14 protein-coding genes and 1 tRNA gene are annotated in these 18,182 nt (G+C 59.2%); all 15 read right to left on the bottom strand.

Annotated elements, in window-relative coordinates; genetic code table 11:
* Positions 1-116 (bottom strand): GTP-binding protein (locus tag F759_RS39455; protein WP_029972183.1); only part of this gene is annotated, 116 nt, incomplete at its 3' end.
* A gap of 47 nt (positions 117-163) precedes the next feature.
* Positions 164-2,266: an elongation factor G gene (fusA, locus tag F759_RS0133495; RefSeq protein WP_027803642.1), complete on the bottom strand. Its 2,103-nt coding sequence runs from the start codon at positions 2,264-2,266 to the stop codon at positions 164-166.
* 134 nt (positions 2,267-2,400) lie between these two features.
* Positions 2,401-2,871, bottom strand: coding sequence for a 30S ribosomal protein S7 (rpsG, locus tag F759_RS0133490; RefSeq protein ID WP_006053291.1), 471 nt, complete (start codon positions 2,869-2,871; stop codon positions 2,401-2,403).
* Positions 2,872-3,048: 177 nt separating this feature from the next.
* Positions 3,049-3,429 carry a 30S ribosomal protein S12 gene (gene rpsL / locus F759_RS0133480; RefSeq protein WP_006998493.1) on the bottom strand — a complete coding sequence of 127 codons (381 nt, stop codon included), beginning with the start codon at positions 3,427-3,429 and terminating at the stop codon, positions 3,049-3,051.
* Between the two features lie 220 nt (positions 3,430-3,649).
* A complete protein-coding gene (recQ, locus tag F759_RS0133475) occupies positions 3,650-5,497 on the bottom strand; it encodes a DNA helicase RecQ (RefSeq protein ID WP_027803641.1) in 1,848 nt (615 codons plus the stop codon).
* 204 nt (positions 5,498-5,701) lie between these two features.
* Complete coding sequence (gene rpoC / locus F759_RS0133470) at positions 5,702-9,940, bottom strand: DNA-directed RNA polymerase subunit beta' (RefSeq protein ID WP_027803640.1); 4,239 nt, start codon at positions 9,938-9,940, stop codon at positions 5,702-5,704.
* A 21-nt stretch (positions 9,941-9,961) separates the two neighbouring features.
* Positions 9,962-14,068, bottom strand: a complete 4,107-nt coding sequence (gene rpoB / locus F759_RS0133465) for a DNA-directed RNA polymerase subunit beta (RefSeq protein WP_027803639.1) — start codon at positions 14,066-14,068, stop codon at positions 9,962-9,964.
* 369 nt (positions 14,069-14,437) lie between these two features.
* Positions 14,438-14,812, bottom strand: a complete 375-nt coding sequence (gene rplL, locus F759_RS0133460; protein ID WP_027803638.1) for a 50S ribosomal protein L7/L12 — start codon at positions 14,810-14,812, stop codon at positions 14,438-14,440.
* A gap of 63 nt (positions 14,813-14,875) precedes the next feature.
* Positions 14,876-15,379: a 50S ribosomal protein L10 gene (gene rplJ / locus F759_RS0133455; RefSeq protein WP_007180144.1), complete on the bottom strand. Its 504-nt coding sequence runs from the start codon at positions 15,377-15,379 to the stop codon at positions 14,876-14,878.
* Between the two features lie 302 nt (positions 15,380-15,681).
* A complete protein-coding gene (gene rplA, locus F759_RS0133450) occupies positions 15,682-16,380 on the bottom strand; it encodes a 50S ribosomal protein L1 (RefSeq protein ID WP_027803637.1) in 699 nt (232 codons plus the stop codon).
* On the bottom strand, positions 16,381-16,812 hold the full coding sequence (gene rplK / locus F759_RS0133445; RefSeq protein ID WP_007180146.1) for a 50S ribosomal protein L11: 432 nt from the start codon (positions 16,810-16,812) through the stop codon (positions 16,381-16,383).
* A 159-nt stretch (positions 16,813-16,971) separates the two neighbouring features.
* Positions 16,972-17,529, bottom strand: coding sequence for a transcription termination/antitermination protein NusG (gene nusG, locus F759_RS0133440; RefSeq protein ID WP_007180147.1), 558 nt, complete (start codon positions 17,527-17,529; stop codon positions 16,972-16,974).
* A 1-nt stretch (position 17,530) separates the two neighbouring features.
* Positions 17,531-17,911 (bottom strand): preprotein translocase subunit SecE, encoded by a 381-nt coding sequence (gene secE / locus F759_RS0133435; protein ID WP_027803636.1) that lies wholly within the window; start codon positions 17,909-17,911, stop codon positions 17,531-17,533.
* A 36-nt stretch (positions 17,912-17,947) separates the two neighbouring features.
* A tRNA-Trp gene (locus F759_RS0133430) sits at positions 17,948-18,023 on the bottom strand.
* 64 nt (positions 18,024-18,087) lie between these two features.
* The coding region (locus F759_RS41730) for an EF-Tu C-terminal domain-related protein (protein ID WP_024163108.1) at positions 18,088-18,182 on the bottom strand (95 nt) is incomplete at its 5' end.

Below are 18,182 nucleotides of genomic sequence, written 5' to 3'. Positions count from 1 at the left end.
TTCTGCGTCAGAACCGTCGTGATCGCTGCCGTCAGCGTGGTCTTGCCGTGGTCAACGTGACCGATCGTGCCGACGTTCACGTGCGGCTTGGTCCGTTCGAATTTACCTTTAGCCATGTTTCTCTTCTTTCAAAAAGTTAATCGTTGAATGACTTGCCGCGCAATTACTTCGACTTCGCGTTGATGATCGCTTCGGACACGTTACGCGGAGCTTCGGAGTAGTGCTTGAACTCCATCGTATACGTTGCGCGACCTTGGGTCAGCGAACGCAGCGACGTCGAGTAGCCGAACATTTCGGACAGCGGCACTTCAGCGCGAACAATCTTGCCGCCGCCGACCATATCGTCCATACCCTGAACGATACCGCGACGGCCCGACAGGTCGCCCATCACGTTGCCCATGTAATCTTCCGGCGTTTCGACTTCCACAGCCATCATCGGTTCGAGGATGACCGGTTGAGCCTTGCGCATTGCTTCCTTGAACGCCATCGAACCGGCCATGCGGAACGCATTTTCGTTCGAGTCAACGTCGTGGTACGAACCGAACGTCAGGTGAACCTTGACGTCGACAACCGGGAAGCCGGCCAGCACGCCTGCCTTCAGCGTTTCCTGGATACCCTTGTCCACCGCCGGGATGTACTCGCGCGGAATCACACCGCCCTTGATCTCGTCGAGGAACTCGTAGCCCTTGCCTTGCTCATTCGGCTCGAGCGTGATGACCGCGTGACCGTACTGGCCGCGACCACCTGACTGCTTGACGAACTTGCCGTCAACGTCTTCCGCCTTGCCGCGAATCGTTTCACGGTAAGCAACCTGCGGCTTGCCGACGGTCGCTTCCACGCCGAATTCGCGCTTCATACGGTCCACCAGAATTTCCAGGTGGAGCTCGCCCATGCCCGAAATAATGGTTTGGCCCGATTCTTCGTCCGTTTGAACGCGGAACGACGGATCTTCCTGTGCCAGACGGTTCAGCGCCAGACCCATCTTTTCCTGGTCAGGCTTCGTCTTCGGCTCAACAGCCTGCGAAATCACCGGCTCCGGGAAAATCATGCGCTCGAGCACGATCGGGTTTTGCGGATCGCACAGCGTATCGCCGGTCGTCGCGTCCTTCAGGCCGACCGCAGCAGCGATGTCGCCCGCGCGGACTTCCTTGATTTCTTCGCGCTGGTTCGCGTGCATCTGCAGAATACGACCCAGACGTTCTTTCTTGTCCTTGGTCGCGTTCAGCACCGTGTCGCCCGAATTCACGACGCCCGAGTACACGCGGAAGAAGATCAACTGGCCGACGAACGGATCGGTCATGATCTTGAATGCCAGTGCCGAGAACTTTTCGTCGTCAGCAGCGCGGCGCTCGCCTTGCTCACCGTTTTCCAGCTCGCCGGTAACCGGCGGGATGTCGATCGGCGACGGCAGGAAATCGAGCACGGCGTCCAGCATGCGTTGCACGCCCTTGTTCTTGAACGCGGTGCCGCACAGCATCGGCTGGATTTCGCAAGCGATCGTACGGTCGCGCAGACCCTTGATGATTTCCTCTTCCGTCAGTTCGCCCGACTCGAGGTACTTGTTCATCAGGTCTTCGCTCGATTCAGCCGCCGCTTCGACCATCTTTTCGCGCCATTCATTGCACGTGTCGGAGAGTTCAGCCGGAATTTCTTCGTACGAGAACTTGGTGCCTTGGGACGCCTCGTCCCAAATGATCGCCTTCATCTTCATCAGATCGACGACGCCCGTGAAGTTCTCTTCCGCGCCGATAGGCACCACGACCGGAACCGGGTTTGCCTTCAGACGCAGCTTGAGCTGGTCGTAAACCTTGAAGAAGTTCGCGCCGGTACGGTCCATCTTGTTGATGAACGCGAGACGGGGAACCTTGTACTTGTTAGCCTGACGCCACACGGTTTCCGACTGCGGCTGCACGCCGCCCACAGCGCAGTACACCATGCACGCGCCGTCGAGCACGCGCATCGAGCGCTCAACTTCAATCGTGAAGTCGACGTGACCCGGGGTGTCGATGATGTTGATGCGGTGCTCAGCGCGGTCGCCGGCCATGCCTTTCCAGAACGCCGTCGTAGCAGCCGACGTAATCGTGATGCCGCGTTCCTGCTCCTGCTCCATCCAGTCCATGGTGGCAGCGCCGTCGTGAACTTCACCGATCTTGTGGTTCACGCCGGTATAGAACAGGATGCGCTCGGTCGTCGTCGTCTTGCCGGCGTCGATGTGAGCGCTAATACCGATGTTACGGTAGCGCTCGATAGGTGTCTTGCGAGCCACTTTGATCCTCTATGGGGATGACGCGATGCGAGAAAATACCCATCGCGCTGTAACACAAACGGGCGAGGCGCTTTGCAAGCGCACCCGCCCGGAATTTCTTTCCGCTTTTGTCTGCTAACCGGGATTCCGGCAGCTTAGAAACGGAAATGCGAGAACGCCTTGTTGGCCTCTGCCATCCGGTGAACTTCGTCGCGCTTCTTCATTGCGCCGCCACGGCCTTCGGCCGCTTCGGAAAGTTCACCTGCCAGACGCAGAGCCATCGACTTCTCGCTGCGCTTCTTCGCGGCTTCACGCAGCCAACGCATCGCCAATGCCATACGACGCGACGGGCGCACTTCGACCGGAACCTGATAATTCGCACCACCAACGCGGCGGCTCTTGACTTCGACCACCGGCTTGACGTTGTTGAGCGCTACCGTGAACACTTCCAGCGGGTCCTTGCCACCCTTGGTCTGGATCTGTTCGAAAGCGCCGTACACAATGCGCTCGGCAACCGACTTCTTGCCGGAGAGCATCAGCACGTTCATGAACTTAGCTACATCAACGTTACCGAACTTCGGATCCGGCAACACTTCCCGCTTGGGGACTTCGCGACGACGCGGCATGTTTCTTCCTTTGACTTTTCAGTTGGAGCTGTTTCAGCCCCGCGGCCACCAACTAACCCGATTCATCTCTAACGACTTACCAGCCTGGTCGGGTGACCACTTACTCGACAGCACCGGCGATTCCGGCACCACCGCTATTACCGCCTTTGCAGGCGACCTGAACTGCTAACCGGCTGATTACTTGCCGGCCTTAGCGCGCTTGGCACCGTACTTCGAGCGAGCCTGCTTACGATCCTTGACGCCCTGGGTATCCAGCGAGCCGCGAACCATGTGGTAACGCACACCCGGCAAGTCCTTCACACGGCCGCCGCGAATCAGCACGACCGAGTGTTCCTGCAGGTTGTGGCCTTCACCACCGATGTACGAAATCACTTCGAAACCGTTCGTGAGACGCACCTTCGCGACCTTACGAAGTGCCGAGTTCGGCTTCTTCGGCGTCGTGGTGTACACACGGGTGCACACGCCGCGACGCTGGGGGCAGTCCTGCAAGGCCGGGCTCTTGCTCTTCGTCGTTTCCGACGCGCGGCCTTTGCGAACCAGTTGATTGATGGTTGGCATTGTCTATTCCTGAAATTGAACAAAATCGACGCATCTGTTTCCGGGCAAAGCAGAAACGATTGCGCATCGAACTTCCAGCTTCGATCACGAGCACGTGGACGGAGTCCGCGCGCAGGCATCCCAAAGACCGGAACCTAGCATGATATTCGGAAAACACTAAGGGAGTCAATAGGTTGCAATGTTTCGCAGACCTGCGCACCTCGGCGGTCAGAAGCGCCGGCTAGTCAGCGGCGACCACCTCCAGCAATTCGTCCCCGAAACGGTCGAGCTTGCGCGCGCCCATGCCTGGGATGCCGCGCAAATCCTCAATGGAACCGGGACCGTTGCGGGCGATTTCCGCGAGCGTCGCATCGTGAAAAATCACATAGGCGGGCACGCCGTCGCTCTTTGCGGTTTCGGTGCGCCATGCGCGCAATCGATCCCAGCGCGCGCGTTCGCGCGGCCCCATGCCGATTGTCGGATCTGCCCGTTCACTCGTTCGGCCAGACGACTGGCGAGTGCGGGTGGGCTTCACGTAGCGACGCATGGTGACGTTCTGCTCGCCCTTCAGCACAGGCTTACTCGCCTCGGTAAGTACCAGCGAGCCGAATCCTTCGTGATCGACCGTCAGATAGCCGAACGCCACAAGCTGGCGAAACACCGCGCGCCACTCCGGCTCGCCGAGCGCCGCGCCGATGCCGAACGTCGTCAGCTTCTCATGACCTCGCTGAAGGATCTTCTCGCTGCGATTGCCGCGCAGGATGTCTATGAGATGACCGGCGCCGAAGTGAAAACCGCTCGCCCGTTGCGCGCGAAACACGCACGACAGTGCCATCTGCGACTCGCGCGTCGCGTCCCACGTGTCGGGTGGTTCGAGACAGTTGTCGCAGTTACCGCAAGGCTTGCTCGATTCACCGAAGTACGCCAGGAGCCGCACGCGCCGGCACGTCGCCGCTTCGCACAGACCGAGCAGCGCATCCAGCTTGCCGGTCTGGACGCGCTTATGTGCGTCGTCCGCGTCGGATTCGTCGATCATCTTGCGCTGCTGCACGACGTCGCCGAGGCCGTACGCCATCCATGCGTTGGCCGGCATACCGTCGCGACCCGCCCGGCCCGTTTCCTGGTAATACCCTTCGACGCTTTTCGGCAGATCGAGGTGAGCAACAAAACGCACATCCGGCTTGTCGATGCCCATACCGAACGCGATCGTCGCGCACATCACGATGCCTTCCTCGCGCTGGAACATCTCCTGATGTTTCTGGCGTGTCTCGAATTCCATGCCCGCGTGATACGGCAACGCGCGCATACCCTTTTCCTTCAGCCATTCGGCCGTTTCTTCGACTTTGCGCCGCGACAGGCAATAGACCACGCCTGCGTCGGTCGTACCATCGGCGCGCGTGTGTTCGGCGCGGATGAAGTCGAGCAACTGGGTGCGCGCATTGTCCTTTTCGACGATGCGATAACGGATGTTTGGCCGGTCGAAGCTCGAGACGAAAATGCGCGCGTCGTCCAAGGCCAGGCGGTGGACGATTTCGTCGCGCGTGATTGCGTCCGCGGTGGCCGTCAGCGCGATGCGCGGCACGTTCGGGAAGCGCTCGTGCAGCACCGACAGCTGAATATATTCGGGCCGGAAATCGTGCCCCCATTGCGACACGCAATGCGCTTCATCTATCGCGAAGAGTCCGATGCGCGTACGCTCCAGTAGCTCCTGAAACCGGGGCGTCATCAAACGCTCGGGCGCCACATAAAGCAGATCGATCTCACCGTCGCGTAAGGCGCGCTCGGTCGCCATCGCTTCGGCGCTCGAAAGCGTGGAGTTGAGATAAGCCGCGCGCACGCCGACTTCTGTGAGCGCCGCCACCTGATCCTGCATCAGCGCAATCAACGGCGAGACGACGATGCCCGTGCCGAAGCCACCTTCGCGGCGCACCAGCGACGGAATCTGATAGCACAGCGATTTGCCGCCGCCCGTCGGCATCAGCACCAGACAATCGCCGCCGCCGGCGACGTGCTCGACGATGTCGCCTTGCTGTCCTCTGAACGCGGGGTAACCAAAAACTTCGTTGAGGATTTCGAGCGGACGGGACATGAATTTGAGAGAAGCAGCCAAAGACCGGTGACACGAATTTTACCAACGCATTCGTGCTGCGCCGCGCTTTACGACAACGTTAGCCATCCGGCCTACGAGTCGACAAAAACGCGCAAATAAGCAGCGGCGCATAAAAAAAGCCGCTCAGTCGAAACTGAGCGGCTTCGCTGGCTGGTGAGCCCAAGCGGCTTACGCCGCCAGGACTTACTCGCCTGAGTGTTGCTGTTCGGCGGCCGGGGTTTCCGGTGTACCGAACTCGAACGACTCTTCCGCTGCGATCTGATCGAAACGCTCGCGGTCGGACAGTTCCTTGCTCTTGCGCGCCTTGTGGAACGCGAGACCCGTACCGGCCGGAATCAGACGGCCAACGATCACGTTTTCCTTCAGGCCACGCAGATCGTCGCGCTTGCCCATGATCGCCGCTTCGGTCAGCACACGAGTCGTTTCCTGGAACGACGCCGCGGAGATGAACGAATCGGTCGACAAGGACGCCTTTGTGATACCGAGCAAGACGTTTTCGTACGTTGCCGGACGCTTGTCTTCCGCGATCATACGGTCGTTTTCGTCGAGCATATCCGACCGCTCCACCTGTTCGCCCGGGATGAAACGCGTATCGCCGTTGTCCGTGATCTGCACGCGGCGCAGCATCTGACGAACAATCACTTCAATGTGCTTGTCGTTGATCTTCACGCCTTGCAGACGGTACACGTCCTGCACTTCGTCCACGATGTAACGCGACAGCGCCTCGACGCCCTGCAAACGCAGGATGTCGTGCGGATCCGCCGGCCCGTCCACGATCATTTCGCCCTTGTTGACGACCTGACCATCGTGCACCAGAACCTGCTTTTCCTTCGCGATCAGGAACTCGTGCTGGTTGCCTTCGAGGTCCGTGATAACGAGACGCTGCTTGCCCTTCGTGTCCTTACCGAACGACGTCGTACCCGTGACTTCCGCGAGGATACCCGCGTCCTTCGGCGAACGTGCTTCGAACAGTTCCGCCACACGCGGCAGACCGCCGGTAATGTCACGCGTCTTCTGCGACTCAGTCGGAATACGTGCGAGCACTTCACCGACCTGCACTTGCTGACCGTCCTTCACGGTGATCAGAGCGCCGACCTGGAAGCCGATCTGCACCGAGTGCTCGGTGTTCGGGATCTTGACTTCTTCGCCGTTCGCATCGAGCAGCTTGACCTGCGGACGCACGGTCTTCGACGCTTGCGAACCGCGACGCTTCACGTCGATCACGACCAGAGTCGAAAGACCCGTCACATCGTCGATCTGCTTCGCGACGGTCACGCCTTCTTCGACGTTCTCGAACTTCACCGTACCACCGTACTCGGTGATGATCGGACGCGTCATCGGGTCCCACGTCGCGAGTTGCGTGCCGGCCTTGATCTGCGCGCCGTCTAGTTGCAACAGCGTCGCGCCGTACGGCACCTTGTGACGTTCGCGCTCGCGACCGTGGTCGTCGGTGATCATTGCTTCGCCCGAACGCGAGATGACGATCTGCTCGCCCTTCGCGTTGGTGACGTAACGCATCGTCGACGTGAAACGCACCGTACCGTTCGACTTGGCTTCAACCGACGAAGCCACTGCCGCGCGCGATGCGGCACCGCCGATGTGGAACGTGCGCATGGTGAGCTGCGTGCCCGGTTCACCGATCGACTGAGCAGCGATCACACCGACTGCCTCACCGACGTTGACCAGTGAGCCGCGGCCCAAGTCGCGACCGTAGCAGGCTGCACACAGACCGTAACGCGTTTCACAGGTAAGCGGCGTACGCACGCGCACTTCGTCGATGCCGAGGCGTTCGATTTCTTCGACCGCGTCTTCGTCGAGCAGACTGCCCGATTCGTACAGCGTTTCCTGCGATTCCGGATTGACGACGTCAGCCACCGCCACGCGACCGAGGATACGGTCACGCAGTGCTTCGACGACTTCACCGCCTTCGACCAACGCTTTCATGGCGACGCCGTTGGACGTACCGCAATCGTCCTCGACCACCACCAGATCCTGCGTCACGTCGACCAGACGTCGCGTCAGGTACCCCGAGTTTGCCGTCTTCAGTGCCGTATCAGCCAGACCCTTACGTGCGCCGTGGGTCGAGATGAAGTACTGCAACACGTTCAGACCTTCGCGGAAGTTCGCCGTAATCGGCGTCTCGATGATCGAGCCGTCCGGCTTCGCCATCAGGCCACGCATACCGGCCAGCTGACGAATCTGAACTGCAGAACCACGAGCACCCGAGTCCGCCATCATGTAGATGGAGTTGAACGATTCCTGGCGGGTTTCCTTGCCGTCGCGATCGACCACCGGCTCCGTGGAGAGTTGCTCCATCATCGCCTTGCCGACCGCTTCCGACGTTGCCGACCAGATGTCGACCACGTTGTTGTAGCGCTCTTGCGACGTGACGAGACCCGACATGTACTGGCGGTCGTATTCCTTCACCTTCTTCGCGGCGTCGCCGACGATGGTTTCCTTCTGCGGCGGCACGAGCATGTCGTCGACGCAGATCGAGATACCAGCGCGCGTTGCCAGACGGAAGCCCGACTGCATCAACTGGTCGGCGAAAATCACCGTTTCGCGCAGACCGCACTTGCGGAATGCGGTGTTGATGAGACGCGAAATTTCCTTCTTCTTCAGCGGCTTGTTCAGCACCGAGAACGGCAGGCCCGGCGGGAGAATTTCCGACAGGATTGCGCGGCCGACGGTCGTCGGGTACAGCGTGATCTTCGGCACGAACGCCGGCGCGCCTTCCGACTTGTCTTCGTTGTGGACCATTTCAGTGATCCGCACGTTGACGCGCGAGGCAAGCTCGACTTCCTTGTTTTCGTATGCACGCAGCGCTTCCGAAACGCCTGTGAACGTCAGGCCTTCGCCCTTCGCGTTCACTGCTTCACGGGTCGCGTAGTACAGACCGAGCACGATATCCTGCGACGGCACGATCGACGGATCGCCGTTAGCCGGGAACAGAACGTTGTTCGACGCCAGCATCAGCGTGCGCGCTTCCATCTGCGCTTCGAGCGACAGCGGCACGTGAACAGCCATCTGGTCACCGTCGAAGTCGGCGTTGAACGCCGCGCAAACGAGCGGGTGCAGCTGGATTGCCTTACCTTCGATCAGCACCGGCTCGAAAGCCTGAATGCCAAGACGGTGCAGCGTCGGCGCGCGGTTCAGCATGACCGGATGTTCGCGGATCACCTCTTCGAGGATGTCCCACACCACCGGCGTCTGGTTCTCGACTTCCTTCTTTGCAGCCTTGATGGTGGTAGCCACACCCATCACTTCAAGCTTGTTGAAGATGAACGGCTTGAACAGTTCGAGCGCCATCAGCTTCGGCAGACCGCACTGATGCAGCTTGAGCGTCGGGCCGACCACGATCACCGAACGGCCCGAATAGTCAACGCGCTTCCCGAGCAAGTTCTGACGGAAACGACCGCCCTTACCCTTGATCATGTCGGCGAGCGACTTCAGCGGACGCTTGTTCGCGCCGGTCATTGCCTTACCGCGACGGCCGTTGTCGAGCAGCGAATCGACGGCTTCCTGCAGCATCCGCTTTTCGTTGCGGACGATGATTTCAGGCGCCTTCAGTTCGAGCAGACGCTTCAACCGGTTGTTACGGTTGATCACGCGGCGATACAGGTCGTTCAGGTCCGACGTCGCGAAACGGCCGCCATCGAGCGGCACCAGCGGACGCAGTTCCGGCGGCAGCACCGGCAGCACTTCGAGCACCATCCAGTCAGGCTTGATGCCCGAACGCTGGAAAGCCTCGAGCACCTTCAGGCGCTTCGCGTACTTCTTGATCTTCGCTTCCGAACCCGTGTTCTTGAGTTCGGTGCGCAGCATCTCGACCTGTTCGTCGATGTTAATCGCGCGCAGCAGTTCGCGAACGCCTTCCGCGCCCATCTCGGCACGGAATTCGTCACCGTATTCTTCGACCTTGTTGTAGTAATCCTCTTCGGTCATGATCTGCCGCGCTTTCAGCGGCGTCATGCCCGGATCGATCACCACATATGCTTCGAAGTACAGCACGCGTTCGATGTCGCGCAGCGTCATGTCGAGCACCATGCCCAGACGCGACGGCAGCGACTTCAGGAACCAGATGTGAGCGACCGGCGAGGCCAGTTCAATGTGGCCCATCCGTTCGCGACGCACCTTGGCGAGCGTCACTTCGACGCCGCACTTCTCGCAGATCACGCCACGGTGCTTCAGGCGTTTGTACTTGCCGCAAAGGCATTCGTAGTCTTTGATCGGCCCGAAAATCTTCGCGCAGAACAAACCATCGCGTTCCGGCTTGAACGTCCGGTAGTTGATGGTTTCCGGCTTCTTCACTTCACCGAACGACCACGAACGGATCTTGTCCGGCGAGGCCAGACCGATCTTGATCGCGTCAAAAACTTCAGGTTGTTGGACTTGCTTGAATAGATCGAGCAAAGCTTTCATCGCTTCTCTCCAGTAGTCCGATTAGTTGCGGTCGAGGTCGATATCGATACCGAGCGAGCGGATTTCCTTCACCAACACGTTGAAGGACTCCGGCATGCCTGCATCGATCACGTGATCGCCCTTGACCAGGTTCTCGTACACCTTGGTCCGGCCCGTCACGTCGTCCGACTTCACCGTCAGCATTTCCTGCAGCACGTACGATGCGCCGTACGCTTCGAGCGCCCACACTTCCATTTCACCGAAACGCTGGCCACCGAACTGCGCCTTACCGCCCAACGGCTGCTGCGTGACGAGCGAGTACGGGCCCGTGGAACGCGCGTGCATCTTGTCGTCGACCAGGTGGTGCAGTTTCAGGTAGTGCATGTAGCCAACCGTCACCGTACGTTCGAACATTTCGCCCGTGCGGCCGTCGTACAGACGGACCTGATTCTTCGACGGCGTCATGCCGAGGTTCTTCGCGATGTCGTCCGGGAATGCCAGATCCAGCGCGCGCGACATTTCTTCTTCGGTCGCACCGTCGAACACCGGCGTTGCGAACGGCACGCCTTCGCGCAGGTTCTTCGCCAGTTCGACGATTTCATCGTCGGTGAAGCTGTCGAGCTCTTCAGCACGGCCCGACTCGTTGTAGATCTTGGTCAGGAATTCGCGCAGTTCAGCGATCTTTGCCTGACGCTGCAGCATTTCGCCGATACGCCAGCCGAGACCCTTCGCGGCCCAACCCAGATGCACTTCGAGGACCTGACCCACGTTCATCCGCGACGGCACGCCGAGCGGGTTCAGAACGACGTCAGCCGGACGGCCGTCGGCCATGTACGGCATGTCTTCGATCGGAACGATCTTCGACACGACACCCTTGTTACCGTGACGGCCGGCCATCTTGTCGCCAGGTTGCAGACGGCGCTTGACTGCCAGATACACCTTGACCATCTTCAGCACGCCCGGCGGCAGTTCGTCGCCTTGCGTGAGCTTCTTGCGCTTTTCTTCGAACGCGAGATCGAACTGGTGACGCTTCTGTTCGATCGAGTCCTTGATAGCTTCGAGCTGTGCCGCTGCTTCTTCGTCCGCGAGGCGGATGTCGAACCAGTGGTAGTGATCCAGATCTTCCAGGTAAGCCTGCTCGATCTTGGTGCCCTTCGCGAGCTTCTTCGGACCGCCGTTCGCGACCTTACCGGTCAACATACGTGCGAGACGCTGGAACGCGTCGCCTTCAACGATACGCAGCTGGTCGTTCAGGTCGAGGCGATAGCGCTTCAGTTCATCGTCGATGATCTGTTGCGCGCGTTTGTCGCGCTGAATGCCTTCACGCGTGAACACCTGGACGTCGATCACCGTGCCGCTCATGCCCGACGGCACGCGCAGCGACGTGTCCTTCACGTCCGAAGCCTTTTCACCGAAGATCGCGCGCAGCAGCTTTTCTTCCGGCGTCAGCTGGGTTTCGCCCTTCGGCGTGACCTTGCCGACCAGCACGTCGCCCGCTTCGACTTCCGCACCGATGTAGACGATGCCCGACTCGTCGAGACGGCCGAGTTGCACTTCAGCCAGGTTCGAGATGTCGCGCGTGATTTCTTCCGGTCCGAGCTTCGTATCGCGAGCTACGACGTTCAGTTCTTCGATGTGGATCGACGTGTAACGGTCATCGGCAACCACTTTCTCCGAGATCAAAATCGAGTCTTCGAAGTTGTAGCCGTTCCACGGCATGAACGCGACCAGCATGTTCTGGCCGAGAGCCAGTTCGCCGAGGTCGGTCGATGCGCCGTCAGCCAGCACGTCGCCACGCGACACGATGTCGCCGACCTTTACGATCGGGCGCTGGTTGATGTTCGTGTTCTGGTTCGAACGCGTGTACTTGATCAGGTTGTAGATGTCCACGCCGACGTCGCCAGCAACGGCTTCGTCGTCGTTCACGCGAATCACCATACGGCCGGCGTCGACGTAATCGACCACACCGCCGCGGAATGCCTGAACCGTCGTACCGGAGTCGACTGCCACCGTGCGTTCGATACCCGTACCGACCACGGCCTTTTCAGGACGCAGACACGGCACAGCCTGACGCTGCATGTTCGAACCCATCAACGCGCGGTTCGCGTCGTCGTGCTCGAGGAACGGAATCAGCGACGCAGCCACCGAAACGATCTGCGACGGCGCCACGTCCATGTACTGGATACGGTCCGGCGTAACCATCAGCGTCTCGCCTGCTTCACGCGACGAAACCAGTTCGTCGGTCAGCGTGCCGTCTTCAGCCACGGCCGCGTTCGCCTGAGCGATCACGTAACGGCCTTCTTCGATCGCCGACAGGTAATCGATCTGGTCGGTCACCTTGCCGTCCACGACCTTGCGATACGGCGTTTCGAGGAAGCCGTATTCGTTCAGGTGCGCGTAAAGAGCGAGCGAGTTGATCAGGCCGATGTTCGGACCTTCAGGCGTTTCAATCGGGCAAACGCGACCATAGTGCGTCGGGTGCACGTCGCGAACTTCAAAGCCTGCGCGCTCACGCGTCAAACCGCCCGGGCCAAGTGCCGAGACACGGCGCTTGTGGGTGATTTCCGACAGCGGGTTCGTTTGGTCCATGAACTGCGACAGCTGCGACGAACCGAAGAACTCGCGAATCGCCGACGAAATCGGCTTCGAGTTGATCAGGTCGTGCGGCATCAGGTTTTCGCTTTCGGCCTGGCCGAGGCGTTCCTTCACTGCACGTTCGACACGCACGAGACCGGCACGGAACTGGTTTTCCGCCAGTTCGCCGACGCAACGCACGCGGCGATTGCCCAAGTGGTCGATATCGTCGACTTCGCCCTTGCCGTTACGCAGCTCGACCAGGATCTTGATCGTGGCGAGGATGTCGTCGTCTTGCAGCGTCATCGGTCCGATGATCTCGTCGCGGCCCACGCGACGATTGAACTTCATACGGCCCACCTTGGACAGGTCGTATGCGTCTTCGCTGTAGAACAGGCGGTTGAACAGCGCCTCGACCGCTTCTTCTGTCGGCGGTTCACCCGGACGCATCATGCGGTAGATCGCGATGCGAGCGGCCATCTTGTCCGCGGTTTCGTCGATACGCAGCGTCGACGAGATGTACGGGCCTTGATCCAGATCGTTCGTGTAGAGCGTCTGGATGTCTTTGATCTTCGATTCGCGCAGCTTCTCGAGGACGGTCTCGGTGATTTCGTCGTTCGCGTTAGCGATGACCTCACCGGTGTCGCCGTCGACAACGTTCTTCGCCAGCACGCGGCCGAGCAGATAGTCTTCAGGGACAGAAATGAACTTGGTCTTGGCGTTGTCCAGATCGCGAATATGCTTCGCGTTGATCCGCTTGTCCTTCTGGACAATCACGTTGCCATCGCGATCCGTGATGTCGAAACGCGCGACTTCGCCACGCAGACGCTCCGGCACGAACTCCATCTGCGCGCCTTCCGGCATCAGCGTGAAGTTATCGAATACGAAGAAGTTTGCGAGGATCTGTTCCGGCGTGAGGCCGATTGCCTTCAGCAGGATCGTGACCGGCATCTTGCGGCGACGGTCGACGCGGAAGTACAGCACATCCTTCGGGTCGAACTCGAAATCGAGCCACGAACCGCGGTAAGGAATGATACGTGCCGAAAACAGGAGCTTGCCCGAGCTGTGCGTCTTACCCTTGTCGTGTTCGAAGAACACGCCAGGCGAACGGTGCAGCTGCGAAACGATCACACGTTCCGTGCCGTTGATGACGAACGAACCCGTCGGCGTCATGAGCGGAATTTCGCCCATGTACACTTCCTGTTCCTTCACTTCCTTGACGACCGGCTTGCTCGGCGATTCCTTGTCGAGCAGCACGAGGCGCACTTTCGCGCGCAGGGCCGAGCAGTACGTCAAACCGCGCTGCTGACATTCCTTGATGTTGAATGCTGGCGGCGACAGCATGTAGCTGACGAACTCGAGACGCGCAAAGCCGTTGTGCGAAACGATCGGGAAAACGGAGGTAAACGCCGCTTGCAGGCCTTCCGGCTTGCGTTGCGTGGAAGACGTGTCTGCTTGCAGAAACGTGCTGAATGATTCAAGCTGGGTAGCCAGCAGAAAAGGTACTTGGTGAACGATGGGGCGCTTCGCAAAACTCTTGCGAATACGCTTCTTCTCGGTGAAGGAATATTGCATACGATCTCCGAATCACGGCGGGCATTGTTGTCGAGGCAGGATACCTTGATGAGACAACCCGAGTGTTCACCGACTGAGACCCGATGGCCGTCCGATGGCTTGAACGAGCCTAGAAGCTTGGTGGTTGGCCGCTACCAACCGCTGGCTGACGGCAGCGGATGCCTATGTTGCCCGCTACCCGACCAAACTTGCCTTCTGCAGTCGCTTCAGAAGACAAAGAGAAGCGCCGGTCAATGTTGCCGATAGGCGGTTTTCTTTGGCCTCTGGGAGTCGAGTTTTTGCCATACAGCGATGCAAAAACGCGTCCCCCACAAAGCACAAAAAGGCCGGCGGTGGAAAACCGCCAGCCTTCGCACAGCGCGCTGAAACTTACTTGATTTCAGCCTTCGCGCCGGCTTCTTCCAGCTTCTTCTTGGCTTCTTCAGCAGCAGCCTTCGGTACCGCTTCCTTCACAGGCTTCGGTGCACCGTCGACCAAGTCCTTCGCTTCCTTCAGGCCGAGACCCGTCAGTTCGCGAACAGCCTTAATGACCGAAACCTTGTTCGCGCCGACTTCCGTCAGGTTGACCGTGAATTCGGTTTGCTCTTCAGCAGCAGCAGCAGCGCCGCCGCCTGCAGGGCCTGCCACTGCGACAGCAGCTGCCGACACGCCAAACTTTTCTTCGAACGCCTTGACCAGCTCGTTCAGTTCCAGAACCGACATCGAGCTTACTGCTTCGAGGATGTCATCTTTTGCGATTGCCATTTGAAATACTCCTAAATTGAATTCGGATACAGCCAGCGATCAATCACGCTCGACTGAAGTGCGTTACGCAGCGGTTTCTTCGCCTTGTTTCTTTTCTGCCAGCGCGGCCAGAGCGCGCGCAAAGCCGGAAACAGGTGCTTGCATAACGTACAACAGCTTGGAGAGCAGTTCTTCGCGGCTCGGGATGTTTGCCAGGGCTTGTACGCCGGCCTTGTCCATCACCTTGCCTTCGTATGAACCAGCCTTGATGATCAACTTGTCATTGGTTTTGCCGAAGTCGTTGACGACCTTGGCAGCAGCAATTGCATCTTCCGAGATGCCGTAGATCAGGGGGCCAGTCATCTGCTCTGCCAGCGGAGCAAACGGGGTACCTTCGACAGCGCGACGCGCCAGCGTGTTTTTCAACACGCGAAGGTAAACCTGTTGCTCACGCGCTTTCGCGCGCAGCTTGGTCAGATCGCCAACCGCGATTCCACGATACTCAGCCAGAACCACGGTCTGGGCTTTCGCGACTTGCGCGGCAACCTCAGCGACGACGGCCTGCTTGCTTTCTTTGTTGAGTGGCACGGTTAACCTCCAGATTCGATACACGCGGCGTGCGCCTTGCGTACCGCATTCAATAACGGCGTCCGACCAGTCAGGAGTATTTCGACCGCTCGACACCCACATTGCTGCGGACGTCCAGTGGTTTCATCACTACAAAACCTTTTCGGGTTCGCCATCTGCGTTGGCTTGCATTAAGGGGCCGCCTACCTGCTGCGTACCCACCAACGGTCTTTGACAACCGGTTGCGCGACGGCAACTACTGCCACCTCGCAACCGCCCAAAGCCCATAAACCGCCCCGATTTGCACCGAGGCGATGAATTACTTACTGTGCCGCGAGCGATGCCTGATCGACGCGCACGCCGACACCCATCGTGCTCGACAGCGCAACCTTGCGCAGGTAAACACCCTTGCTCGTAGCCGGCTTAGCCTTTTGCAGAGCCTCGATGAGAGCGCTCAGGTTGCTACGCAGAGCCGTCGGCTCGAACGAAGCACGACCGATCGTTGCGTGAATGATACCGGCCTTATCGACACGGAATTGCACCTGACCAGCCTTGGCGTTCTTCACTGCCGTTGCGACGTCCGGCGTGACCGTGCCGACCTTCGGGTTCGGCATGAGGCCGCGCGGGCCGAGGATCTGACCCAGTGTACCGACGACGCGCATCGTGTCCGGCGAAGCGATCACGATGTCGAAGTCCAGATTGCCAGCCTTGACCTGTTCAGCCAAGTCCTCCATACCGACGACTTCTGCGCCGGCTGCACGAGCCTGCTCAGCCTTTTCGCCCTGCGCGAAAACCGCGACGCGAACCGACTTGCCAGTTCCTGCTGGCAGCACGACCGAACCGCGAACTACCTGGTCCGACTTCTTGGCGTCGATGCCGAGTTGCACTGCGACGTCGATCGACTCGTCGAACTTTGCGCTTGCGCATTCCTTAACGAGCGACAACGCATCGTCGATCGGGTACAACTTCTGACGATCGACCTTTGCTGCAAATGCCTGCAGACGCTTAGAAAGCTTAGCCATTTACACGCCCTCCACGGTGATGCCCATCGAGCGGGCGCTACCAGCGATCGTACGAACCGCTGCGTCCAGATCAGCTGCCGTCAAATCGGGCATCTTGGTCTTGGCGATGTCTTCAGCTTGCGCGCGGGTGATCTTGCCGACCTTATCGGTGTGCGGCTTGCTCGAACCCTTGTCGATCTTCGCTGCCTTCTTGATCAAAACCGTTGCCGGCGGCGTCTTCAGGACGAACGTGAAGCTCTTGTCAGCAAACGCAGTGATCACGACCGGAATCGGCAGACCCGGCTCCAATGCTTGAGTCTGCGCGTTGAACGCCTTGCAGAACTCCATGATGTTCAGGCCGCGTTGGCCCAGTGCCGGACCGACCGGCGGCGACGGATTGGCCTTACCTGCAGGAATCTGCAGCTTGATAAAGCCGATGATTTTCTTTGCCATGTTGAAAACCTCTTTGGAACGTCACCTTGCGAGCGAACGTTCAGTGAGTAGTAGCGCGCGTTCACCACAGACTGGTTACTGACGCTCCTCAACGGCCATTACGCGGACCGTAAGCGCGAAGTACGAAACGCGCCGATAGCGCGCTGCGTAGAATCTCGATTACAACTTCTCGACTTGGCCGAATTCCAGCTCGACCGGCGTGGCGCGGCCGAAGATCGTAACCGAAACACGGACGCGCGACTTTTCATAGTTCACTTCCTCGACGCTGCCGTTGAAATCGGTGAAAGGACCGTCTTTCACGCGCACCATCTCGCCCACTTCGAACAGAGTTTTCGGACGCGGCTTCTCCACGCCTTCCTGCATCTGCGACATGATCTTCTCGACTTCGCGCGGAGAAATCGGGCTCGGGCGATTACGCGCACCGCCTACGAAGCCCGTGACCTTCGCCGTGTTCTTCACGAGGTGCCACGTCTCATCCGTCATTTCCATTTCGACCAGCACGTAACCGGGGAAGAAACGACGTTCGGTCACCGACTTGTGACCGCCTTTCACCTCGACCACCTCTTCAGTCGGAACGAGGATTTGACCAAACTGGTCTTGCATGCCGGCGCGTTCAATGCGCTCCTGAAGCGCACGTTGCACGCTCTTCTCCATACCGGAGTAGGCGTGCACGACGTACCAACGTTTGCCGCTCGGAGATGCCGGAGTATCGCTCATATCATTTCCAACCCAGAATCACCGAGAAAATCGCCCATTCGATGGATTTATCGCTAATCCAAAGAAAGATCGCCATCACGAACACGAAGCCGAACACTACTAGTGTCGTCTGGGTGGCCTCTTTGCGAGTCGGCCAGACAACCTTACGGACTTCCTTGTACGAGTCTTTGGCGAAAGCGATGAAACCCTTGCCAGGCGCGGAGAGAAGACCGACTGCAACACCCGCGATTGCACCAACAGCCAAGGCAGCTCCGCGGACGTACCATTCCTGGCCGTTGAGCCAGAAGAACCCCACGAACCCGGCCAAGACTAGCAATACGCCCGCGACGAGCATCAGCTTGTCGCCGGATGTATTTACAGTTTCGACGGAAGGATTCGCCATAACACCTTAACGAAGCGTCGCATTTGACGCGAGAGTTGGCAGGGGCAGAGGGAATCGAACCCCCAACCTTCGGTTTTGGAGACCGACGCTCTGCCAGTTGAGCTATACCCCTAAACCATTTGGGGTTGACGACGCCGCCAACCCCGAAACTACAGATTACCGAGAACTATCTGGCGTTACTCGAGAATCTTGGCAACCACACCTGCGCCGACGGTACGGCCACCTTCGCGGATAGCGAAGCGCAGACCTTCTTCCATCGCGATCGGATTGA

Origin of the sequence: Paraburkholderia dilworthii (assembly GCF_000472525.1) — a bacterium.
Taxonomy (GTDB): Bacteria; Pseudomonadota; Gammaproteobacteria; order Burkholderiales; family Burkholderiaceae; genus Paraburkholderia; species Paraburkholderia dilworthii.
The sequence above is the reverse complement of the archived record's forward strand: the minus strand, read 5'-3'. Positions and strand labels throughout refer to the sequence as shown.